This is a genomic window from Achromobacter xylosoxidans, assembly GCF_002192695.1.
Taxonomy (GTDB): domain Bacteria; phylum Pseudomonadota; class Gammaproteobacteria; order Burkholderiales; family Burkholderiaceae_B; genus Achromobacter; species Achromobacter xylosoxidans_C.
The window spans coordinates 173,309-188,801 of sequence record NZ_MTLG01000086.1 but is presented as its reverse complement, the minus strand read 5'-3'; the positions used below and the strand labels follow the sequence as shown (position 1 = coordinate 188,801).

The window sequence follows — 15,493 nt, the reverse complement described above, 5'->3', positions numbered from 1 at the left end:
CGCTCATCCTTGCGCCCCCGTGTCCGGATAGGCGTCCATGGCAGCTTTCGCCATGGCAAGGACCGTGGGCGAATACTGCCGACCGCCCTTCTTGCCCGCTTCTGCGAGGATGCGCTTTGCACCGCGCCGAGGATCACGGCCAGACTCATTCATGATCGCGCCCGCCCCCATCGCCCTGAGCGCTTTTTCAGCGTCCTCTTTAGTGGCCTGCGTAGCGCCCGGGGCCGGCAACGCTGGCGCAGGAGTCGGCACCGCATGCCACTGGCCGCGCGCAAGCTCTTCGCCAAACGATCGCTCCCAGCGCGCCTTCAGGACCGCATAGCCGCAGTTCAGAAGGTTGTGAGTTCCGATAGCGACGGCAGCCCAATAAATGGCCGGATGTGGCCATTTACCGATTTCGCCACGGCTGCGCGCCGTGACCCCTGCAAGCGCCTCATAGAACGCCACTTCCGGCGTCATCCACGGACGGCACAGGCGCATGAACTCCGGCAACGTCGGCGGCCAATCACGGCTGAGGCAGGCAACGAGGCCGACCCGTGCTTCGGCCTCGGTGTAGCCCGCCAGCTTTTGATTCCATGAGTCCTTGACCTCGCGGGGCGTCAGTCCCTCCCATGCCTGGGCAAACTTGGACCCGTACATCAGCCGCAGTTCCGCGACGACCATGCCGCCCAGCGCAGCGTCAGCGGCTGGATTAGTGGGTTGTGACATCGATGATCCCCATGTCGATTTCGGTTCGCGGCGCGCCCTGCGCAAGCGACGCCCCCATTTCCTCGTTCCACGATGCGCGCCGCTGCGCCACACTTGCCTGGCGTGCAGGTCGCGCAGCCCCCGAACGCAAGACGCGTTGCAGGTATCCCACGGGCTCAATGGCCTGGTCGTCCACGCATTGCTGGATGGCCCGAACGATGTCCTCGTCCTGGTGCGACTTTCGGAACATGCCCAGCATCGAACGGGCTTGCTTCTCCGGCTGACCAGCAGCGATTAGCAAGGGCAATCCAAGGGCGAAAATCTGGTCTACGGCCGAAGGCGGCTCCGGCGGCGTGCCGCCCGTTCCGTTAGGAACGGAATATCTTTTGGTTATTGGTTCTTGGTTAGGGTTACGACTGGGTTCTTGCTGGCCCCCGGCTGGGTTTTCCGTGGGTTCCGCTTGGGTTCCTTCTGGCAACCCACCAGAAACCGACTGGGTTTCGTTGGGTTTCTTCTTCGGCCTTCCACCCGCCCTTCCGTTATCCCGGTTGGTTTGCGCCTTCTGCTGATACGCGGCGATTTCGCTATCCGCCCGCTTATTGCGCCAAGCGCCGTCCACCAGCTCGAAGAACTCCTGCAAGATCATCGGCACCGCAGCGCGCTCTTCCTCCGTCCGCGCCCCCACCCAACGGCAGACCTGCTGCATGTCGTCCTTGATGGGCTGTTCCTCCGCGTAGTAGCGGCGCAGGAGGCGGCTGTAGATGGCGTCCTCAACCAAGCTCAAGTGCATCGTGGCCTGGGCGTAGTCGCCGATGTTGTGGCTGTAGTAATTCATTCGGTGACTCCGTAGAGCGCCTGATAACCGCGCTCCGCTTCCTCGGGCCACTTGCCCAAGGCGAGGATGCGCAAACGCGTAAGACGCAGCCCGGGAACGAAGTAACTCAGCTTCATTTCCCACGGCGCGGTTGATTGATCGAGGAAGTAATGGCACCCGCCGCAACCGAAGGCGATGGCCCAGTCATGGGCCTTGATCCCCTTCCCTTTCCCGTCGCGGATCTGGTTGGAATGGCAGGCCACAGTCGTGTCTGTGCCGCCCTGGCAGTACTTGGGAACGCGCAGCAGGCATTCCTCGCCCTCGGCAAGGTCCAGCAGCGCCGGGTTGCGATAAACGGTCTTAGGCGGCTTCTTGCCCTTCTTGCGCGCCTTCATGGAGGCACGCGGCGGCGCCAGCGGCTTGGCGCGCATCATCGAGGCCTTGGCCTTCAGCGAAGCGCCACGCTTCATCGGCGTCTTCTGGCGAAGCGGCGTCTTGCGTTGCAACGTCATGCCGCCCCCGCTTGCTTTCGAACACGCCACCATGCCGGCAGATGCCACGCATTCACGCGTTGCCTGACCAGCCCGTCTCGAACGGCATCAAACAGGAAGGCATTGACTGCGCAGCTCGCGGCCATGGCGCGTGATGTGCTGAACCAGGGGTCCACCGCCAGCAACGCGGGCTCAACGATTGCCCGCAGCGCCCCCACATCTACCCGGCGCGGCGTTTCGATAATGGCCTGGCGGACAGCTTCCACTGTCGCCAGCGGCACGCAGTAGCCCCTGAACATGTGCAGGCAGTCACCCATAGATGCCGCTCCATGCCACGAAGGGCTTGCGGATGGCCGTATGGAACAGCCCTGCTGCCGTCGCGTTGTGGTCCAACTCCGCCCGGCTGGCGACCCCGCACATGTCGCGCACGTACTGCGCCGCGTGCTGGCTCGGGGCCACGCCCTCGGGGACGGCGCCGATGCGGGAAACAACCCACCGCTGGAACTTCGCGCTGCTGCACATCATTGCAGCCGTGCGCGACAGCGCCGCCCCCTTACGCTCCGTGGACGGGACACGCGCCCGCACAGGTACACCGGATGTTCCGCGCTGAATCATTGCTCGGCCATCCCGCTAAGGCGGCGGGCAACGCCGGCAACCGCCTCCATGACTACACGGCCCGCCGCGGCCACCCGCTCCACCTCCTTCTGGTCCACCCCCCCATCAGCCAGCGCGTCATAAACCTCTTGACCGAAAGTTCCGTGCGCGACCATCAATGCCGCGACCTGCTCCAGCACGGACATATCGCTTTCGCCGCAGGATTCAGGCGCCTTCACCAACAGATAGCCGCAGCCGTGCGCAAAGGCGGCCAGAATGCGGACGTCGCCCGTCAACCGCACGATGCGTGCGGATTCGACCAGCGTCAGGTGGTGCGTGGTGTTATTGGGGTTGACCTTGTTGCGTAGGACGGCAGGCGACATGCCGATAACCGCCGCCAGAGCGGGACTGCCACCCGGGTACTCATGCACTGTCAGATCGGCCGCAGTGGTGATGTTCATATGTAGATTTCCTGAACGTATCTATTGCTGAGCAGCGGCCTTACGATGCGCTGCATGGAAAACATCCTTCAAACATCGAGCGGGCCAATCTGCACCCTGTCGTCCGGTTCAGCCGGCGCTGAGGGTGGCGCAACGCCGGCGGGCGCTTCGTCTGGAACGTTGAAGAACCAGCGCGCCTCTTCTGGCGCCGGACGATGCAAGGCAAGGCGGGCGCCGAATGTCATGGGGGCTGCACTACGCATGAGAGGTCTCCTGTTGGACGACCGGGGGGTCGTAGAAGAACCGGAGCAAGTCGCCGCGGCCGAATGGAGCGCCGAATTCTTGGCTCGCCTCCCACAGCCCATCCATCGTTCCTTTGCGCGGCACCTTCCGGGCGTAGAGCAAATGCGTCTCTATGTAGGCAACCGTCGTGTGGGCTCTCCTTGCGAACCTGATCCGCTCGTCGGCCGATAGCGCCAGGTAGAAGGTCTTGAAGCTCGTTTGGGGGGTGGCTCTGTTCATGGAGGCGATATTATTACCTTTTTGGTAATAGCTCAACCGAATAGAGTTACCTAAATGGTTTATTTACCTAAAAGGTAATCCCGGTTCCAATGCCCGACATGAAGTCCATCAAAGAGATCCGCCGCGCGAACTTTGCGCGCGCCATCGAGGAAAAATGCGCCGGCAACCAGACCGATGCCGCAGCACGCCTGGAGTACTCCACCCCTTCGCTTGTCAGTCGCTACGCCACAGGCAAGAAGGACATAGGAGACCGCGCTGCCCGGAAGATGGAAGAGGCATTTGGACTTCCGCCGAACTGGATGGATGCCGATCACGGTTCGTCGGGAGAGGTAGTCGTCCGACTTGCGGACGCTCCGTCGTGGCCCTTCCCCTCCATCTCCGAGGCGGATATCCGGGCGCTCCCCCCCGCAAAGCTCACCGCGCTGGAAGGCGCAATGGCGCTTGCCATCGCGCAGCTCAATCTTGGGATCGTCATCGCCTCCAGCGGCCATGCCACGGCCTCACCTGCCCCAGCACGCGCCCAAAGGACCAGCAAGCTCATTGACTTTGACGAAGTCCCCGACGAGTTCAGTGTCCGCATTGCAGGGCGCGATCCAGCGCCATGGGAAGGTGGGAAGACCACGGAGCAGACCGAGCCCGCATCGCAGAACCTGCGCCTGAGCCGGATTGCCAACGTGGGGCACGTGCCGCGCGCAGGCTACTCTGCCAATGACCAGGAATTTCTTGCTGTACCTGAGCTGGACGTGCGGCTTGCAGCGGGCAGGCTCGGGATCGAGAACTACCATGAAACGGCAATCGGCCAGATACTGCTGCGCCGGTCTTTCTTGGAGTCGTTCCGGCTGCCGGTTGATCGCATGAAGATCGTCTACGCGGACGGCGACAGCATGGAACCGGTAATCCGGAACGAAGGGCCGATGCTGTTCTATGAGGAAAAGGTCACTGACACGCGGCTGATTGATAGCCGGACCGTCTACGCCATCAACTACGGCGGGAAGATGATTGTCAAATGCATCCAGCGGGAGCGCGACGGCACGCTGTTGGCAAAGTCGTTGAATCCAGCTTACGAACCATTCCCCCTGGAAAAGGATGACGGACGCGACGTCTGCATAGTCGGCCGCATCCTCTGGTCGCCGTATGACCTTCGCAATGGAGTAGACGAACGCCTCCTATAACGTTCCGCCGCCAATCAACCACAGAGCCGCCCCTTCCGGGCGGCTTTTTTATTGCCCGAAATCTATCAAATTTACCCATTTGGTAAATATTCACAATGAGATAGTTACCTTTATGGTTTGACTACTATTACCATTTCGGTAATACTTCTTTCCATGCCGTGACCAAAGCAACAACGGAAACGGCCTCGCTCATTAACAACCAGTCAGACCCAACCGCCGCCCCACTTCGGGGGCCGCGCGCGGGCGCGCCCAGTTCCACGTAGGTGGCGCGAAACAGCAACCGGGTGCCACCGCTGCGGAGACCAACGCAAGCGAAGCACTGAAAGTGGAGACAGGCCGGATAGACGGCAGAGAAACGCCTGGTACTCGACCAGGCGGTTTCGGCCAGCGCCGCGTGCGGCGCTTACCGAAACCAACAGGTGCGCGGAAGCGCGCTCATAAGGAAGCAGCGTAGATGTCATGGGCCCGCTGTCGATCCGATGCGGACATTACCGAATCTCACCGAGGACCCTTCACGGTTCGAGGACGACGAAGGATTTGGGTGTACGTTAGTTGCCTAGGTACGGAATGCTCGAATGCGATTGCGGCCTTGGCGGGGCCGCGCACACAGTGCCGGAGCCCCGGCGTTGTCGTTTGAAAGCTGCTCTCTGCAGAAAGCCCGCGAAAGGGGAGCAGAGCCCTCTCTCGGAGACGTCCTGCAGAAGCGCATCACTCTACAAAAACCAATTCTAGAGGAAGGTCGCCAGAGCTCAACTCATTAGGATCTACAGAACGCGCCGGACGAAGATTAAATCCAGCTCGCAGTAAGCACCGGCCGGCGGGCACCTCGCTACGGCTCTGGTATGTTTTCGTTTCACCGCCCATAAGCACGGTCATTGCGGCTACGACGCGAGCACAACACTCTGCTCGTGTTCCTTGCACATAGGAGGATTGACCACTACGCAATGGTCCTGGGCGCTGCTGCTGCTCGTTTCCCGTGGGCTTTTCGTTACTTGGATCCTTATAGAAAAATGCTGCTCCCATCGCAACGATCACGGCGTCATAGCCAGAGGGCGTCTCGTTTCGGAATTCGACAACAGCCAACTTATAGTCCGCCTTTTCACCTTTGACCGACGATATCAAGGCATCAATGACTTCTTGTTCGTTAGACATCCCCGCTCCCATGTGAGTATTAAAAAATGACACTTATTGTGGTGCTAAGGATCATATCCAACGGCAGATATAACCACCTTCCTCCATTTAGGTGATTGCAGACTTCCGTGTGATCTCTTGACTTCCGGGGGAGGCAGACCATGTGCCAGGACCCGAAATGGCAAAAAATGGCCGCAACAAGCCATCCACCGTCGTCTTTCGCCAACGGCTGCCATAACTGAACTAAGACATACGGCTGCCAAACCACCCGCGCATGCGCAGCATGCGGGCATGCCATTCAATCCTCCATACCAAAAAGCCTCGGCTCATGCCCCGCGTGCGGGGTATCGGCAGGCGCTGTTGCCTGACTCCCTCCAACTCCTTCCGGTCCATCCCATGCTCAAGTTCTTTGAAGACCTGTTCGATATCGTCCTCTCCATCATCAACGTGCTGGACCGCAACGGCGATTTGTAAAGTCTCGCACCCTTCTCCGTAGCAACTTCAACGTTTTCAGCCAGCAACACCTGTGATACGTTAGTCTCAAATCAGAGTAAATCTCACAGTTTTGACGGCTACCGACCTCCTTTTCTTAGCGCTGTCGGTCCCCAGCTTTTAAAGCGGCGCGTGCAATTCGCGCTGCTAGCCAGTCTTCTTTGCGTCACCCCCTCGATCACTTGTGTGAAAGGAGCAAACCCGCTATGAAGAAGGTGAGTTTTGAAGCAACAGCCCGACACTCTGACTCTGCCACAGCTGATTTCTTAACCAGCCGGCGTTGCTCCTCGCGGCGGCGACGGCTCGCACAACTCGCACTTACCAGCCTGGCCATTTCTATATCTTCTGCATTGTGGGCCGCCGAGGCCCCAAAAGCAGCAGAGCAAGCGACGAAAGACGCCAACGCTGCGTTGCTCAAAGAATTGCCCTTCACGGACAAAACCTCCTTCGAGCTTGCTCACAAAGGCTTCATCGCTCCCCTACCGGATGCCATGATCAAGGGAGAAAAGGGCAATCTGGTCTGGGACCCCACCAAGTACAACTTCATCAAGGAAGGAGCGTCTGCCCCCGACACAGTAAATCCGAGTCTATGGCGGCAGTCACAGTTGCTGAATATCTCAGGCCTCTTCCAGGTGACAGACGGCATCTATCAGGTGCGCAATTACGACTTGTCCAACATGACCATCGTCGAAGGCAAAGAAGGCCTGACAATCATGGACCCGCTGATTTCCACGGAGACAGCCAAGGCTGCACTGGACCTCTACTACCAACACCGACCCAAGAAGCCGGTAGTGGCCGTCATTTACACCCATAGCCACGTTGACCACTACGGCGGCGTCCGCGGCGTGGTTGACGAAGCAGACGTGAAGGCAGGCAAGGTCAAAATCTATGCCCCGCTTGGTTTCCTGGAACATGCGGTGGCCGAAAACGTAATGGCAGGTACTGCCATGAGTCGGCGCGCCAGCTATATGTACGGCAACTTGCTGCCACCAAGCGCAACCGGCCAAGTGGGCGCGGGCCTGGGCACGACGACCTCGGCAGGCACAGTCACATTAATCCCGCCTACCGACATCATCGAGAAGACCGGCGAAAAGCGCACCATCGACGGCCTGACCTATGAATTTCTCTACGCACCTGGCAGCGAAGCCCCCGCCGAGATGCTGTACTACATCAAGGAAAAGAAGGCGCTCAATACTGCTGAGGACTCGACCCATACATTGCACAACACCTATTCGTTGCGCGGCGCCAAGATTCGGGATCCGCTAGCTTGGTCTAAATACCTGAACGAAGCTCTTGCTTTGTGGGGCGATGACGTGGAAGTGATGTACGCCATGCACCATTGGCCGGTGTGGGGCAAGAAAGAAGTTCAAGAGCAGCTAGGAATGCAGCGCGACATGTACCGCTACATCAACGACGAAACCTTGCGCCTGGCCAATATGGGCTACAACAAGGAAGAAATCGCCGAACAAGTCAAACTGCCCGAGGCAATCGCTACCAAGTTCTCGAACCGTGGCTACTACGGGTCAGTAAACCATGACGTGCGTGCCACGTATGTCCTGTACCTGGGCTGGTTCAATGGCAACCCCGCAACTTTGCACACCCTGCCCATTCAGGAGGCCTCCAAGCGCTACGTGGAGATGATGGGCGGCGTGCCAGCGATTCTTTCCAAAGCCCGCGAATACTACAAGAAGGGCGATTACCGTTGGGTAGCGGAGGTTGTGAACTACGCGGTGTTCGCGGAACCTGACAACCAGGAGGCGAAGAACCTACAGGCAGATGCGCTGGAGCAGATGGGATACCAAGCCGAAAGCGGCCCGTGGCGTAACTTCTACCTGACAGGAGCCAAGGAACTACGTGAAGGTGTGCAGAAACTCCCGGTGCCCGACACTGCCAGCCCTGACACCGTCAGAGCGATGACATTAGACATGCTCTTCGACTACTTCGCCGTGCGCCTGAATCGTGAAAAGGCGGCAGGCAAGCATGTTGTTTTGAACCTCGACTTCACCGACACAAACCAGAAGTACACCCTTGAAATGGTGAATAGCGTCTTGAACCACACTGAGGGCAAGCAGGCGAAGGAGCCCACCGCGAGCATGTCGCTCAGCCGCGAAACTCTGAATCGCATGATGCTCAAGGAGATGACGCTCAAGGATGCTCTCGCCAAGGGTGACGTCAAGGTCAGTGGTGATCAGCAGAAGATCACCGACATGTTCGCGTCACTCGACAATTTCGAGTTCTGGTTCAACATCGTCACCCCGTAGCGCTTATCCAAGACAGGAAACTCTTGGCCCACGCCAGTGCTGTGGGAGCCCCTGCTCCCACAGCACTTTTTCTCTGCACCAAGTTAATGAACTGCCGCTTCTAGACCCGTCGGCGCCGAAACGTCACCTCCCAGAAGTGACTTTCGCACGTATAGAGCGTTGATCGCCCCACGGGCCGCTTTCACCACCGCGCATATCGCGCAGATCCCCATGCCATCAACTATCCCCGCCATCTGGTGGGGCCTGGCGCTGCTCGCCCTCGCGGCCGTGGTGCTGGTCCCCATCGGCGACTACTTCACCCGCCGCTATGTCGCGGCCGATCCCTGGAGCCCCACATGAACACCATCAGCGCAAGCGCGCCCCCGGTGCGCATCCGCCCCCTGCAAGCCATCGCGAAGGCCGGTCGCAAGCTGGGCAACTTGATCGCGCCTCGCGACCACGCCGGCCGCGGCAACTGGAACAAAGATGCGGATATCCCGTGGTGGGCATGGCCTGGCGGCCTCGCCTTCGCAGCGTTCATCCTCTTCGGCCCGCAGGCTCTGGGCTGGTTGCTCCGCTTCGTCATATGAACGGCATCGAGTTCATCGTAAGGGACCGCAGCGGCTGGCGCCCGTGCATCCCGTTGCCCCGCCGCCGGATCACCGCCGAAGAAGTGAGCCAAGTCCGCACGCTGAAGAAGTTCAGCCCCGCCCCTACATCGTCCAAGGTGCCAGCATGACCAAGACCACTATCCATTTCGAACACACTGCCCTGAAGGCCGCCTGCCGCATCATGGCGAAGAACGACATCCGCTATTACCTCAATGGCGTCTATGTCGAAGCCTCGCCCACCGAAACGATCCTGGCAGCGACCGACGGCCACCGCCTGCTGGTGCTACGCAAGGAAGCTCCGAACGACGTGCCCCAGGCTGTAACGCTGATCATCCCCGGCGAAGTCGCGCAGCGCATTGTGGATGGCTCCCTCAAGGCCGTCCGGCACATCTCCCTCACGCAAGTCGATGAGGGGAAATGGCTCGTTCCCCTGCTGAAATGGGATATCGAGGTCGCATTCCGATCGGTGGAAGGCATATTCCCCAACTGGCGCGCCATTGTGCCCAAAGCCACATCCGGAGAGGCGGCGAACATCAAGCCCCAATACCTCACCGACTTCGAAAAGGCCGCCCATGACATGTACGGGAGCCTCAAGCACCACACAAGCAGCATCGAGGTCCGGCACAACGGCCGCAGCGGGGCGCTCGTATTTCCCTCGTCTTCCAGCGGCCAGGATTTTATCGGGGTCGTGATGCCCTTCGCCCCCGAGACCACCCCCAGGACGACGCCGCCCGATTGGGTTCTGACCGAAGAGCCGAAGGTGATCAGCGCCCGGCGCGCAGTCCTCCCCAAACCTGGCGTGAAACAGAACCCCCAACCGGCTGAGGCCCACGCATGACTACCTCCCCCGCATCGTTCAAGACGATGATTCTGGACAAGACGATCAAGCGCGCCGACGCGATGAAGATCCAGTACAGCCGGATTCACGTGGCCCCCGACTTCAACCCGCGCGACTTGGACGACTTCTACGAAACCGACATTCAGGAACTGCTTGCCCACATCCTGGCAGGCGGTACGCTGCCGCCGCTGGAGGTCATCGCGATGGCTGACGGATCGGGCGTTGAGCTTGTCGACGGGCATCGGCGCTTCGATGCCATGGGGCGCGCCATCGCCCAGGGATTCCCCATCGATTGGGTTTCCATCGTGGCCTTCCAGGGCAACAAGATTGATCGCCTGGCACGCGTATACACCAGCAACAAGAATTCTCCCCTGCGCCCCCTGGAAGCAGCGCGCGGCTTCAAGCGATTCCGCGGCGCCGGCCTGGACAGCGCGGAGATTGCCGCCCTCGTCCATTGCAGCCGTACCCATGTCGAAAACTACCTTGTCCTGGCCGACGCCGAACGCGAGGTGCAAGAACTGGTCCGCAGCTGCAAGGTGTCCGCCGAGGTCGCTATCGACGCCGTGCGCAGGCTGGGCGCCAATGCCGGCGACTTCCTGGTCGGCAAGGTGGACCAGGTCAAGGCCGCCGGCAAGGCCAAGGTGACCGCCAGCACCATCCACGGCCGCGCCCTCCCCCGCAAAGTCGTCTCCCCGCTCATCAGCGGCGTGGACTCCTTCATCAAAGGACTGGACGCCAACCAGCGCGCAATCCTCATCGACATACAGGAAGGCCGCGTAGCAGCCGGCACCATCACCGTAAAGACCCAGGATCTGCTGGACCTGTTCGAAGCCCACGGCGCCGTCGAAACCGTCCGCGCCAAACGCGCCGAGAAAGCCGCCAAGGAGGCTCAGCAAGCCGCCCCCGATACACAGGCACCTATAGACCTTGAACAAGAGGAAGCCACCGCATGAGCGCCCCCGAATCCCACACCAGCGCCGATCAGGCGCTCAGCAGCCTCATGGGTGCCGCCCTGAACGTGCCTCATCCTGACGCCCCTGCGTCCCAAGTATCCGCGGAGGAACAAAGGGAGGTGCTGCCGCCTCTCGATGAAAACCTGCGGCTCATCCTTGGGCGACCGAACTTCGCTTGCGGCCAGCTCGCGCAGATGCTCCGCCTAGGCGGGCAGGAGATTGAGCGCCGCGCCGAACACGAGCAAGCCGCCGTTATCTATTTTCTCCTGAACATCTATCTCAAGCACGGCAGCGGATGGGCAGAAAAGGCATCTGATGCGTTCGCCGCCATTGCCGCCCAGCAGGACAAAGGGGGGGAGGCATGAGCCTGATCCTGTTGACGGATATCGACGGGAATGCCCTCGCGATCAATCCGGATTTCATCGTATCCGTGACCGCCGTGCTGAACAGCTATCACGGATCGAGAGCAGTAATCCACACCCAAAACGGAAAGAGCCATACCGTCCGCCAAGCGCCCGAAGAGATCTTCGACGCTATCCAGCACTGCATCCAGGGAGAGAGGTAACCATGCGCAGCCTGGTCATGATCATGGCAGCCCTCGCGCTTGCGGGCTGCTCCAAAGACCCTGTGTCCGTATCCGGCACCGACAACAGGGAAATTCAAGTCGCCGAACTGTTCACCCATCACGGCGTCACCATCTACCGATTCGACGACGGCAGCCGCCGGGTCTACTTCTCGAGCAACGCCGGCGATGTCACCGCGCAGCACACCGAGAACTGCGGAAAGGGCGGCATCCGGACTGTGACTGTCGAAACGAAGGGCGCCGGGCCATTCAACCAGGGAGAAAAGTGATGCGACAGAACTACATCGGCCTGGATACGGCCATCCTCGCCCGTATTCAGTTCGGGCACACCTTCGCCCATCAGATCGAAGGTGGCCGGGTCGTAGAAGAGGCCCGCTACTTCTCGTCCGTGAAGAATCCCGAGTTCCGCATTATCGACCGCCGCCTCCAGGCGCTGCGCAAGGCCGGGAAGATTGCCTATGACCGGAAGAAGGGATGGCAGCTCGTGCCGGCCGCTCAATCCAGCCAAGGCGTAGGGAGGATCGCGTGAACTTCGACAGACCCTTCCCCCTTCTAAACCCACCGCCCGCAGCCCCACGTCTGAGCGGAAGAAAAAATTACCTTCTACGGCTCGAGGTGCAGCATGCGTTTCGGCGAAACAATGAATGTCGTCCCATTGTTGTCTTGTTTGAAGGCAAAACCGAAATCAAACCCATCCTCCGTGGGGACCCAAAAAACTACTGGTTCGCCGCGAAAATCACCTTCCCATCCTTGCTTAGTGGCAGCTTCTCGCGCGCTATCCCATCTCTGGATGAAGGAGGCAAGCGACGGAGTAAGTCCCGGATCAAAGTGGCGTTCAACCTGAAATGCCGCCTCGCGAGCTCCAAGGTCCGCAGCCGTATCCCTGACGGACTTCAAAAACTCCCAACCAAAATCTATCGGAATGATGTCGTATACATGCCACCGCATAGAGCCTCCCACCGGTTGAAAGGGCAGATCGTAGCGTATGAGACGAAGTATGTCAGCGCACCCAGAATCAGCAAGATCACCACAAAGCCAAATCAGAGGACCGCAGCATGACCGACCACACCACCGCCGCCCAGGCGGCACTGCATGAAACCGTGCTAACGGACCTGGAAGTTCAAGAGACCCTTGGCGCCGTCTTCGTGGCCTCGCACCCCTACGGCCGCCGCGACGTGCTGAGTCAGTGGGAATGGGAAAAAGCGGCAGCTCGCGCCATCGAGCAAGCTGTGCTGTCCAAGCTGCGCGCCCCTGTAGCCGATGAGCGGGCACTGGAGAACGTCGCCGACGCGGCGATCAAGGCGGCGTATGTGGCCGCACACGGGGATGCATCAGGATGGCTGGGCCGGGATGGTAGCTACTTCATTTCCGGGTACTCGGCGGGCAGCAAAGCTGCGCCCCTGGCGAGCGCCCCTGTAGCCGACGAGCGCGCGATTCCCGATATCGACTGGCAATTGCTCCGCGACACGGCAAACCTGGTCCGAGATCGGTTTTCGGCCGCATTGGATATCGCCTACGCGAACAGCGACGCCAGTAGGGCCGCTAAGCGGCGCGCCAATGAAACCCATGGTGCGCTCATGGCGATGCTGGACGCCGTCCTGGCGAGCCCCGCTGTAGCCGATGAGCGGGCGGCGGAATTGCTGGAAGAGGCGCGAGGCGAGGGCCATTCGTCGGTCGCCGCATACGTTGACCAGTTGAAAACTTCAGCCACCGTCTACATGGCAGAACGAAACAGCGCGCGTGATGCCGTCTCGAGATATCGGCAAGAGTTGATTGCCCCCGCAGCCCGAAAGACGTCCATTATCTGGAAACATACCCATAGAGCAACTGGGCAAGTAACGCTATCGACGGAAGCCATGCCTGCCTTGCCCTTCAATCGTGAAAAGTGGGAGAGCACGCCCCACTACGCCGGCATAGCAAGCGCCCCTGTAGCCGGGGAGCCGGTCGGAAAGGTCGTGTTGTTCGGGGGTGATCTGAAAGAGGTTTCATGGACGGCCGGGAAGATGCCTCCGCCTGGGACCACGCTCTATGCCGCACCCCAGGCCAGCGAGGCAGTGCGCGATCCCGGAATGACGGCATTGGGATCCGTGGCGCTGCCGCCATTACCACCCATCCCCCACTACTGGGCACCCACCATTTCCGGTTCCATTACCAGGGCTTTGCAAGACTGGGCCAATGAGCATGCCAGCGTCGCCGTCCTGGCCGACCGCGAGCAGCGCGGCGGGGATACCGATCCCATCCCCATGAGCCGCAAAGTCATGATCACGCCTGCGGACGCAAACCTGAGGCACATCGGCTATGTGTTCGGCAAGCCGATTTTCAGCAGGGTCAATGAACCCGGAGCCGCCTTGTCTTCGCAACCGGAGCAACCATGACTGCACTCTATGCACTCGCGGTCCCGCTCGCCATCATCATCGGCATCGCAGCAGGACTGCTGATGCCGAATCGGGCCAAACGCCCCCGAGCCCAATCAATCGAATTTTCGGAAAGCCCGCACCACGCGGGCTTCGTTTTGGAGGCGATATGCTGAACACCGCCGAGAGGCAAGCGATGGCCGCGCAGGTCGCGCCGGCCCCGTATGTGACGATCGCGCTGGCTGCCTTGATCACCGGGCTGACGGAAAAGGCCATCCGGCGCAAGATCGAGGACGGCAAGTGGCTTGAGGGCCGCGAGTACCGCAAGTCTCCCGACGGCGGAATATTCATTTCTATCAAGGGCTATCAGCAATGGGTCGAAAAGGAACTGGGGTAGAAATCCGGGAGCGGTCGATACGGCTTTCGTTCACCTTCAACGGAAAACTGGAGCGGCACACGCTGACCCTGGATGAACAGCCCCTCCTGCCCACGCCAGCCAACGTCAAGTATGCCCACCGCCTGGCGATCGAGATCAAAGAGAAGATCCGCCACCGGACGTTCAGCCTGGCGGAGTACTTCCCGAACGCGGTGGTTGAAGAGGTCGGCACGATTGGCGGCCAGCTCGACACCTGGCTGGCGGCCCAGCGCATTGAGTCGTCCACTCGCGATGGGTATTCCAGTGCCATCAAGTTCTGGAAGCACTCTATCTGCGACCGCCACGGCACCCGCCTTGGGATGGTCCCGCTGCGTTCGGCCAAGCTGAGTCATTTCCTGACGGTCGTTGCCGGCCGCCCGGATTTGTCCGGGAAGACCATCAACAACTATGTGTCTGTCTTGCGTGAAGCTCTGGACTTAGCCGTTCAGGACCGGATCCTGACTGAAAATCCGGCCCACGGTATCCCTCGGGCGAAATACCAACGGGAGCCGCCCGACCCGTTCAGCCGCGGGGAAATGGAGAGCATCCTGGAGTCCGTCGCTCAGCGGTTTCCCGAGCAAGTCCACAATCTGATCGAGTTCTGGTTCTGGAGCGGCCTGCGGACGTCCGAAGTCTTTGGGTTGCAGTGGCCAAACGTAGATCTGGCATCCGGGTCCGTACTGGTCGCAGAAGCTCTGGTTCGGGGTGAGCGGAAAGACCGGACCAAGACGGCCGTTGCCCGTCAGGTGATTCTGAATAGCCGAGCGCTGGGCGCAATCCAGGCCCAGCGCCAGCACACTCAGGTGGCAGGCGCTGCGGTATTCAGCGACCCGCGCTATTCGACACAGTGGGAGGACGAGCGCGCGTTCCGGCGCAGCTTCTGGACGCCGACGCTGAAACTTCTTGGAATTCGCTACAGACGGCCGTACAACATGCGCCACACGTATGCGACGGTCATGCTGATGGCTGGGATGACGCCGGCCTTCTGCGCGAAGCAGTTGGGCCACAGCGTGGAGATGTTCCTGAAAACCTATTCCAAATGGCTAGATGGTGATCAGAACGACTTGGAGATGAGCCGCCTAGAAACGGCAATTTCTCCCCAGAATCTCCCCGAGAAAACAAAACAGACGCCTAAGCGTCTGTAATGTAAGGGGAA

Annotated in this window: 24 protein-coding genes; 15 read left to right on the top strand and 9 right to left on the bottom strand. The window is 60.3% G+C overall.

All coding sequences use genetic code 11. The features are described 5' to 3' along the window. Window positions 1–3: 3 nt before the first annotated feature. From BRO63_RS22445 to BRO63_RS22415, 7 genes are all read right to left on the bottom strand, one after another. Entirely contained in the window at window positions 4–708 is a 705-nt protein-coding gene (locus BRO63_RS22445) for a hypothetical protein (protein ID WP_088141918.1), read from the bottom strand. Beyond that, window positions 692–1,522 carry a YdaU family protein gene (locus tag BRO63_RS22440; RefSeq protein WP_088141917.1) on the bottom strand — a complete coding sequence of 277 codons (831 nt, stop codon included), beginning with the start codon at window positions 1,520–1,522 and terminating at the stop codon, window positions 692–694. Before BRO63_RS22440 ends, BRO63_RS22445 begins: the two co-directional genes overlap by 17 nt. Further along, a complete protein-coding gene (locus BRO63_RS22435) occupies window positions 1,519–2,013 on the bottom strand; it encodes a nuclease domain-containing protein (protein WP_088141916.1) in 495 nt (164 codons plus the stop codon). Before BRO63_RS22435 ends, BRO63_RS22440 begins: the two co-directional genes overlap by 4 nt. Beyond that, window positions 2,010–2,309, bottom strand: coding sequence for a hypothetical protein (locus BRO63_RS22430; protein ID WP_088141915.1), 300 nt, complete (start codon window positions 2,307–2,309; stop codon window positions 2,010–2,012). The genes BRO63_RS22435 and BRO63_RS22430 overlap by 4 nt, the downstream gene beginning before the upstream one ends. Then, window positions 2,302–2,517, bottom strand: coding sequence for a hypothetical protein (locus BRO63_RS22425; RefSeq protein ID WP_088141914.1), 216 nt, complete (start codon window positions 2,515–2,517; stop codon window positions 2,302–2,304). The genes BRO63_RS22430 and BRO63_RS22425 overlap by 8 nt, the downstream gene beginning before the upstream one ends. An 86-nt stretch (window positions 2,518–2,603) precedes the next feature. Beyond that, window positions 2,604–3,047: a phage regulatory CII family protein gene (locus BRO63_RS22420; protein WP_088141913.1), complete on the bottom strand. Its 444-nt coding sequence runs from the start codon at window positions 3,045–3,047 to the stop codon at window positions 2,604–2,606. 234 nt (window positions 3,048–3,281) lie between these two features. Further along, on the bottom strand, window positions 3,282–3,548 hold the full coding sequence (locus BRO63_RS22415; RefSeq protein WP_218824108.1) for a hypothetical protein: 267 nt from the start codon (window positions 3,546–3,548) through the stop codon (window positions 3,282–3,284). Window positions 3,549–3,646: 98 nt separating this feature from the next. Here BRO63_RS22415 and BRO63_RS34545 point away from each other — a divergent pair, with 98 nt between their 5' ends. Beyond that, window positions 3,647–4,720 carry a LexA family transcriptional regulator gene (locus BRO63_RS34545; RefSeq protein ID WP_256943385.1) on the top strand — a complete coding sequence of 358 codons (1,074 nt, stop codon included), beginning with the start codon at window positions 3,647–3,649 and terminating at the stop codon, window positions 4,718–4,720. Between the two features lie 708 nt (window positions 4,721–5,428). Here the strand turns inward: BRO63_RS34545 and BRO63_RS34040 are convergent. After that, the gene (locus BRO63_RS34040; RefSeq protein WP_143219501.1) at window positions 5,429–5,872 is read right to left on the bottom strand and encodes a hypothetical protein; all 444 of its coding nucleotides are present in this window, start codon (window positions 5,870–5,872) and stop codon (window positions 5,429–5,431) included. 270 nt (window positions 5,873–6,142) lie between these two features. On the opposite strand from BRO63_RS34040, the gene BRO63_RS34035 reads away from it, so the two are divergent. The 10 genes from BRO63_RS34035 to BRO63_RS22370 all read left to right on the top strand — a co-directional run bounded on the left by BRO63_RS34035 (window position 6,143) and on the right by BRO63_RS22370 (window position 12,097). Continuing rightward, window positions 6,143–6,325 carry a hypothetical protein gene (locus tag BRO63_RS34035; RefSeq protein WP_143219500.1) on the top strand — a complete coding sequence of 61 codons (183 nt, stop codon included), beginning with the start codon at window positions 6,143–6,145 and terminating at the stop codon, window positions 6,323–6,325. A gap of 224 nt (window positions 6,326–6,549) precedes the next feature. Then, window positions 6,550–8,604, top strand: a complete 2,055-nt coding sequence (locus BRO63_RS22405; RefSeq protein ID WP_256943384.1) for an alkyl/aryl-sulfatase — start codon at window positions 6,550–6,552, stop codon at window positions 8,602–8,604. 210 nt (window positions 8,605–8,814) lie between these two features. After that, a complete protein-coding gene (locus BRO63_RS34540; protein ID WP_256943383.1) occupies window positions 8,815–8,943 on the top strand; it encodes a hypothetical protein in 129 nt (42 codons plus the stop codon). Then, complete coding sequence (locus tag BRO63_RS22395) at window positions 8,940–9,173, top strand: hypothetical protein (RefSeq protein ID WP_088141911.1); 234 nt, start codon at window positions 8,940–8,942, stop codon at window positions 9,171–9,173. The genes BRO63_RS34540 and BRO63_RS22395 overlap by 4 nt, the downstream gene beginning before the upstream one ends. 145 nt (window positions 9,174–9,318) lie before the next feature. Further along, complete coding sequence (locus tag BRO63_RS22390; protein WP_179215185.1) at window positions 9,319–10,032, top strand: DNA polymerase III subunit beta family protein; 714 nt, start codon at window positions 9,319–9,321, stop codon at window positions 10,030–10,032. Beyond that, entirely contained in the window at window positions 10,029–10,985 is a 957-nt protein-coding gene (locus BRO63_RS22385; RefSeq protein WP_088141909.1) for a ParB/RepB/Spo0J family partition protein, read from the top strand. The genes BRO63_RS22390 and BRO63_RS22385 overlap by 4 nt, the downstream gene beginning before the upstream one ends. Next, on the top strand, window positions 10,982–11,350 hold the full coding sequence (locus BRO63_RS22380; RefSeq protein WP_088141908.1) for a hypothetical protein: 369 nt from the start codon (window positions 10,982–10,984) through the stop codon (window positions 11,348–11,350). The genes BRO63_RS22385 and BRO63_RS22380 overlap by 4 nt, the downstream gene beginning before the upstream one ends. Continuing rightward, complete coding sequence (locus BRO63_RS34255) at window positions 11,347–11,550, top strand: hypothetical protein (RefSeq protein WP_179215184.1); 204 nt, start codon at window positions 11,347–11,349, stop codon at window positions 11,548–11,550. The genes BRO63_RS22380 and BRO63_RS34255 overlap by 4 nt, the downstream gene beginning before the upstream one ends. A 2-nt stretch (window positions 11,551–11,552) precedes the next feature. Continuing rightward, a complete protein-coding gene (locus tag BRO63_RS34250) occupies window positions 11,553–11,837 on the top strand; it encodes a DUF4884 domain-containing protein (protein WP_179215183.1) in 285 nt (94 codons plus the stop codon). Next, window positions 11,837–12,097, top strand: coding sequence for a hypothetical protein (locus tag BRO63_RS22370; RefSeq protein WP_088141906.1), 261 nt, complete (start codon window positions 11,837–11,839; stop codon window positions 12,095–12,097). Before BRO63_RS34250 ends, BRO63_RS22370 begins: the two co-directional genes overlap by 1 nt. 74 nt (window positions 12,098–12,171) lie before the next feature. Here BRO63_RS22370 and BRO63_RS34030 read toward each other — a convergent pair whose 3' ends face one another. Next, complete coding sequence (locus BRO63_RS34030; protein WP_143219499.1) at window positions 12,172–12,516, bottom strand: hypothetical protein; 345 nt, start codon at window positions 12,514–12,516, stop codon at window positions 12,172–12,174. A gap of 107 nt (window positions 12,517–12,623) precedes the next feature. Here BRO63_RS34030 and BRO63_RS22365 point away from each other — a divergent pair, with 107 nt between their 5' ends. Genes BRO63_RS22365 through BRO63_RS22355 form a run of 4 tightly spaced genes read left to right on the top strand, consistent with a single transcriptional unit; the run spans window position 12,624 to window position 15,482 of the window. Next, window positions 12,624–13,943 carry a hypothetical protein gene (locus BRO63_RS22365; RefSeq protein WP_088141905.1) on the top strand — a complete coding sequence of 440 codons (1,320 nt, stop codon included), beginning with the start codon at window positions 12,624–12,626 and terminating at the stop codon, window positions 13,941–13,943. Next, window positions 13,940–14,098 (top strand): hypothetical protein, encoded by a 159-nt coding sequence (locus BRO63_RS34245; protein ID WP_179215182.1) that lies wholly within the window; start codon window positions 13,940–13,942, stop codon window positions 14,096–14,098. Before BRO63_RS22365 ends, BRO63_RS34245 begins: the two co-directional genes overlap by 4 nt. Further along, window positions 14,092–14,319, top strand: a complete 228-nt coding sequence (locus BRO63_RS22360; RefSeq protein ID WP_256943382.1) for an excisionase family protein — start codon at window positions 14,092–14,094, stop codon at window positions 14,317–14,319. The genes BRO63_RS34245 and BRO63_RS22360 overlap by 7 nt, the downstream gene beginning before the upstream one ends. After that, window positions 14,295–15,482: a site-specific integrase gene (locus BRO63_RS22355; protein WP_088141904.1), complete on the top strand. Its 1,188-nt coding sequence runs from the start codon at window positions 14,295–14,297 to the stop codon at window positions 15,480–15,482. Before BRO63_RS22360 ends, BRO63_RS22355 begins: the two co-directional genes overlap by 25 nt. The last annotated feature ends 11 nt before the right edge of the window (window positions 15,483–15,493 follow it).

What these genes read in the sequence shown, in the direction of transcription:
- BRO63_RS34245 (WP_179215182.1), top strand. Translation starts at nt 13,940, where the DNA reads ATGACTGCACTCTATGCACTCGCGGTCCCGCTCGCCATCATCATCGGC.
- BRO63_RS34540 (WP_256943383.1), top strand. Translation starts at nt 8,815, where the DNA reads ATGCCATCAACTATCCCCGCCATCTGGTGGGGCCTGGCGCTGCTCGCC.
- BRO63_RS34035 (WP_143219500.1), top strand. Translation starts at nt 6,143, where the DNA reads ATGCCATTCAATCCTCCATACCAAAAAGCCTCGGCTCATGCCCCGCGT.
- BRO63_RS22415 (WP_218824108.1), bottom strand. Translation starts at nt 3,548, where the DNA reads ATGAACAGAGCCACCCCCCAAACGAGCTTCAAGACCTTCTACCTGGCG.
- BRO63_RS22385 (WP_088141909.1), top strand. Translation starts at nt 10,029, where the DNA reads ATGACTACCTCCCCCGCATCGTTCAAGACGATGATTCTGGACAAGACG.
- BRO63_RS22355 (WP_088141904.1), top strand. Translation starts at nt 14,295, where the DNA reads ATGGGTCGAAAAGGAACTGGGGTAGAAATCCGGGAGCGGTCGATACGG.
- BRO63_RS22440 (WP_088141917.1), bottom strand. Translation starts at nt 1,522, where the DNA reads ATGAATTACTACAGCCACAACATCGGCGACTACGCCCAGGCCACGATG.
- BRO63_RS34250 (WP_179215183.1), top strand. Translation starts at nt 11,553, where the DNA reads ATGCGCAGCCTGGTCATGATCATGGCAGCCCTCGCGCTTGCGGGCTGC.
- BRO63_RS22425 (WP_088141914.1), bottom strand. Translation starts at nt 2,517, where the DNA reads ATGATGTGCAGCAGCGCGAAGTTCCAGCGGTGGGTTGTTTCCCGCATC.
- BRO63_RS22380 (WP_088141908.1), top strand. Translation starts at nt 10,982, where the DNA reads ATGAGCGCCCCCGAATCCCACACCAGCGCCGATCAGGCGCTCAGCAGC.
- BRO63_RS22405 (WP_256943384.1), top strand. Translation starts at nt 6,550, where the DNA reads ATGAAGAAGGTGAGTTTTGAAGCAACAGCCCGACACTCTGACTCTGCC.
- BRO63_RS34255 (WP_179215184.1), top strand. Translation starts at nt 11,347, where the DNA reads ATGAGCCTGATCCTGTTGACGGATATCGACGGGAATGCCCTCGCGATC.
- BRO63_RS22390 (WP_179215185.1), top strand. Translation starts at nt 9,319, where the DNA reads ATGACCAAGACCACTATCCATTTCGAACACACTGCCCTGAAGGCCGCC.
- BRO63_RS22430 (WP_088141915.1), bottom strand. Translation starts at nt 2,309, where the DNA reads ATGGGTGACTGCCTGCACATGTTCAGGGGCTACTGCGTGCCGCTGGCG.
- BRO63_RS34040 (WP_143219501.1), bottom strand. Translation starts at nt 5,872, where the DNA reads ATGTCTAACGAACAAGAAGTCATTGATGCCTTGATATCGTCGGTCAAA.
- BRO63_RS22420 (WP_088141913.1), bottom strand. Translation starts at nt 3,047, where the DNA reads ATGAACATCACCACTGCGGCCGATCTGACAGTGCATGAGTACCCGGGT.
- BRO63_RS34030 (WP_143219499.1), bottom strand. Translation starts at nt 12,516, where the DNA reads ATGCGGTGGCATGTATACGACATCATTCCGATAGATTTTGGTTGGGAG.
- BRO63_RS22395 (WP_088141911.1), top strand. Translation starts at nt 8,940, where the DNA reads ATGAACACCATCAGCGCAAGCGCGCCCCCGGTGCGCATCCGCCCCCTG.
- BRO63_RS22445 (WP_088141918.1), bottom strand. Translation starts at nt 708, where the DNA reads ATGTCACAACCCACTAATCCAGCCGCTGACGCTGCGCTGGGCGGCATG.
- BRO63_RS22365 (WP_088141905.1), top strand. Translation starts at nt 12,624, where the DNA reads ATGACCGACCACACCACCGCCGCCCAGGCGGCACTGCATGAAACCGTG.
- BRO63_RS22370 (WP_088141906.1), top strand. Translation starts at nt 11,837, where the DNA reads ATGCGACAGAACTACATCGGCCTGGATACGGCCATCCTCGCCCGTATT.
- BRO63_RS22435 (WP_088141916.1), bottom strand. Translation starts at nt 2,013, where the DNA reads ATGACGTTGCAACGCAAGACGCCGCTTCGCCAGAAGACGCCGATGAAG.
- BRO63_RS22360 (WP_256943382.1), top strand. Translation starts at nt 14,092, where the DNA reads ATGCTGAACACCGCCGAGAGGCAAGCGATGGCCGCGCAGGTCGCGCCG.
- BRO63_RS34545 (WP_256943385.1), top strand. Translation starts at nt 3,647, where the DNA reads ATGAAGTCCATCAAAGAGATCCGCCGCGCGAACTTTGCGCGCGCCATC.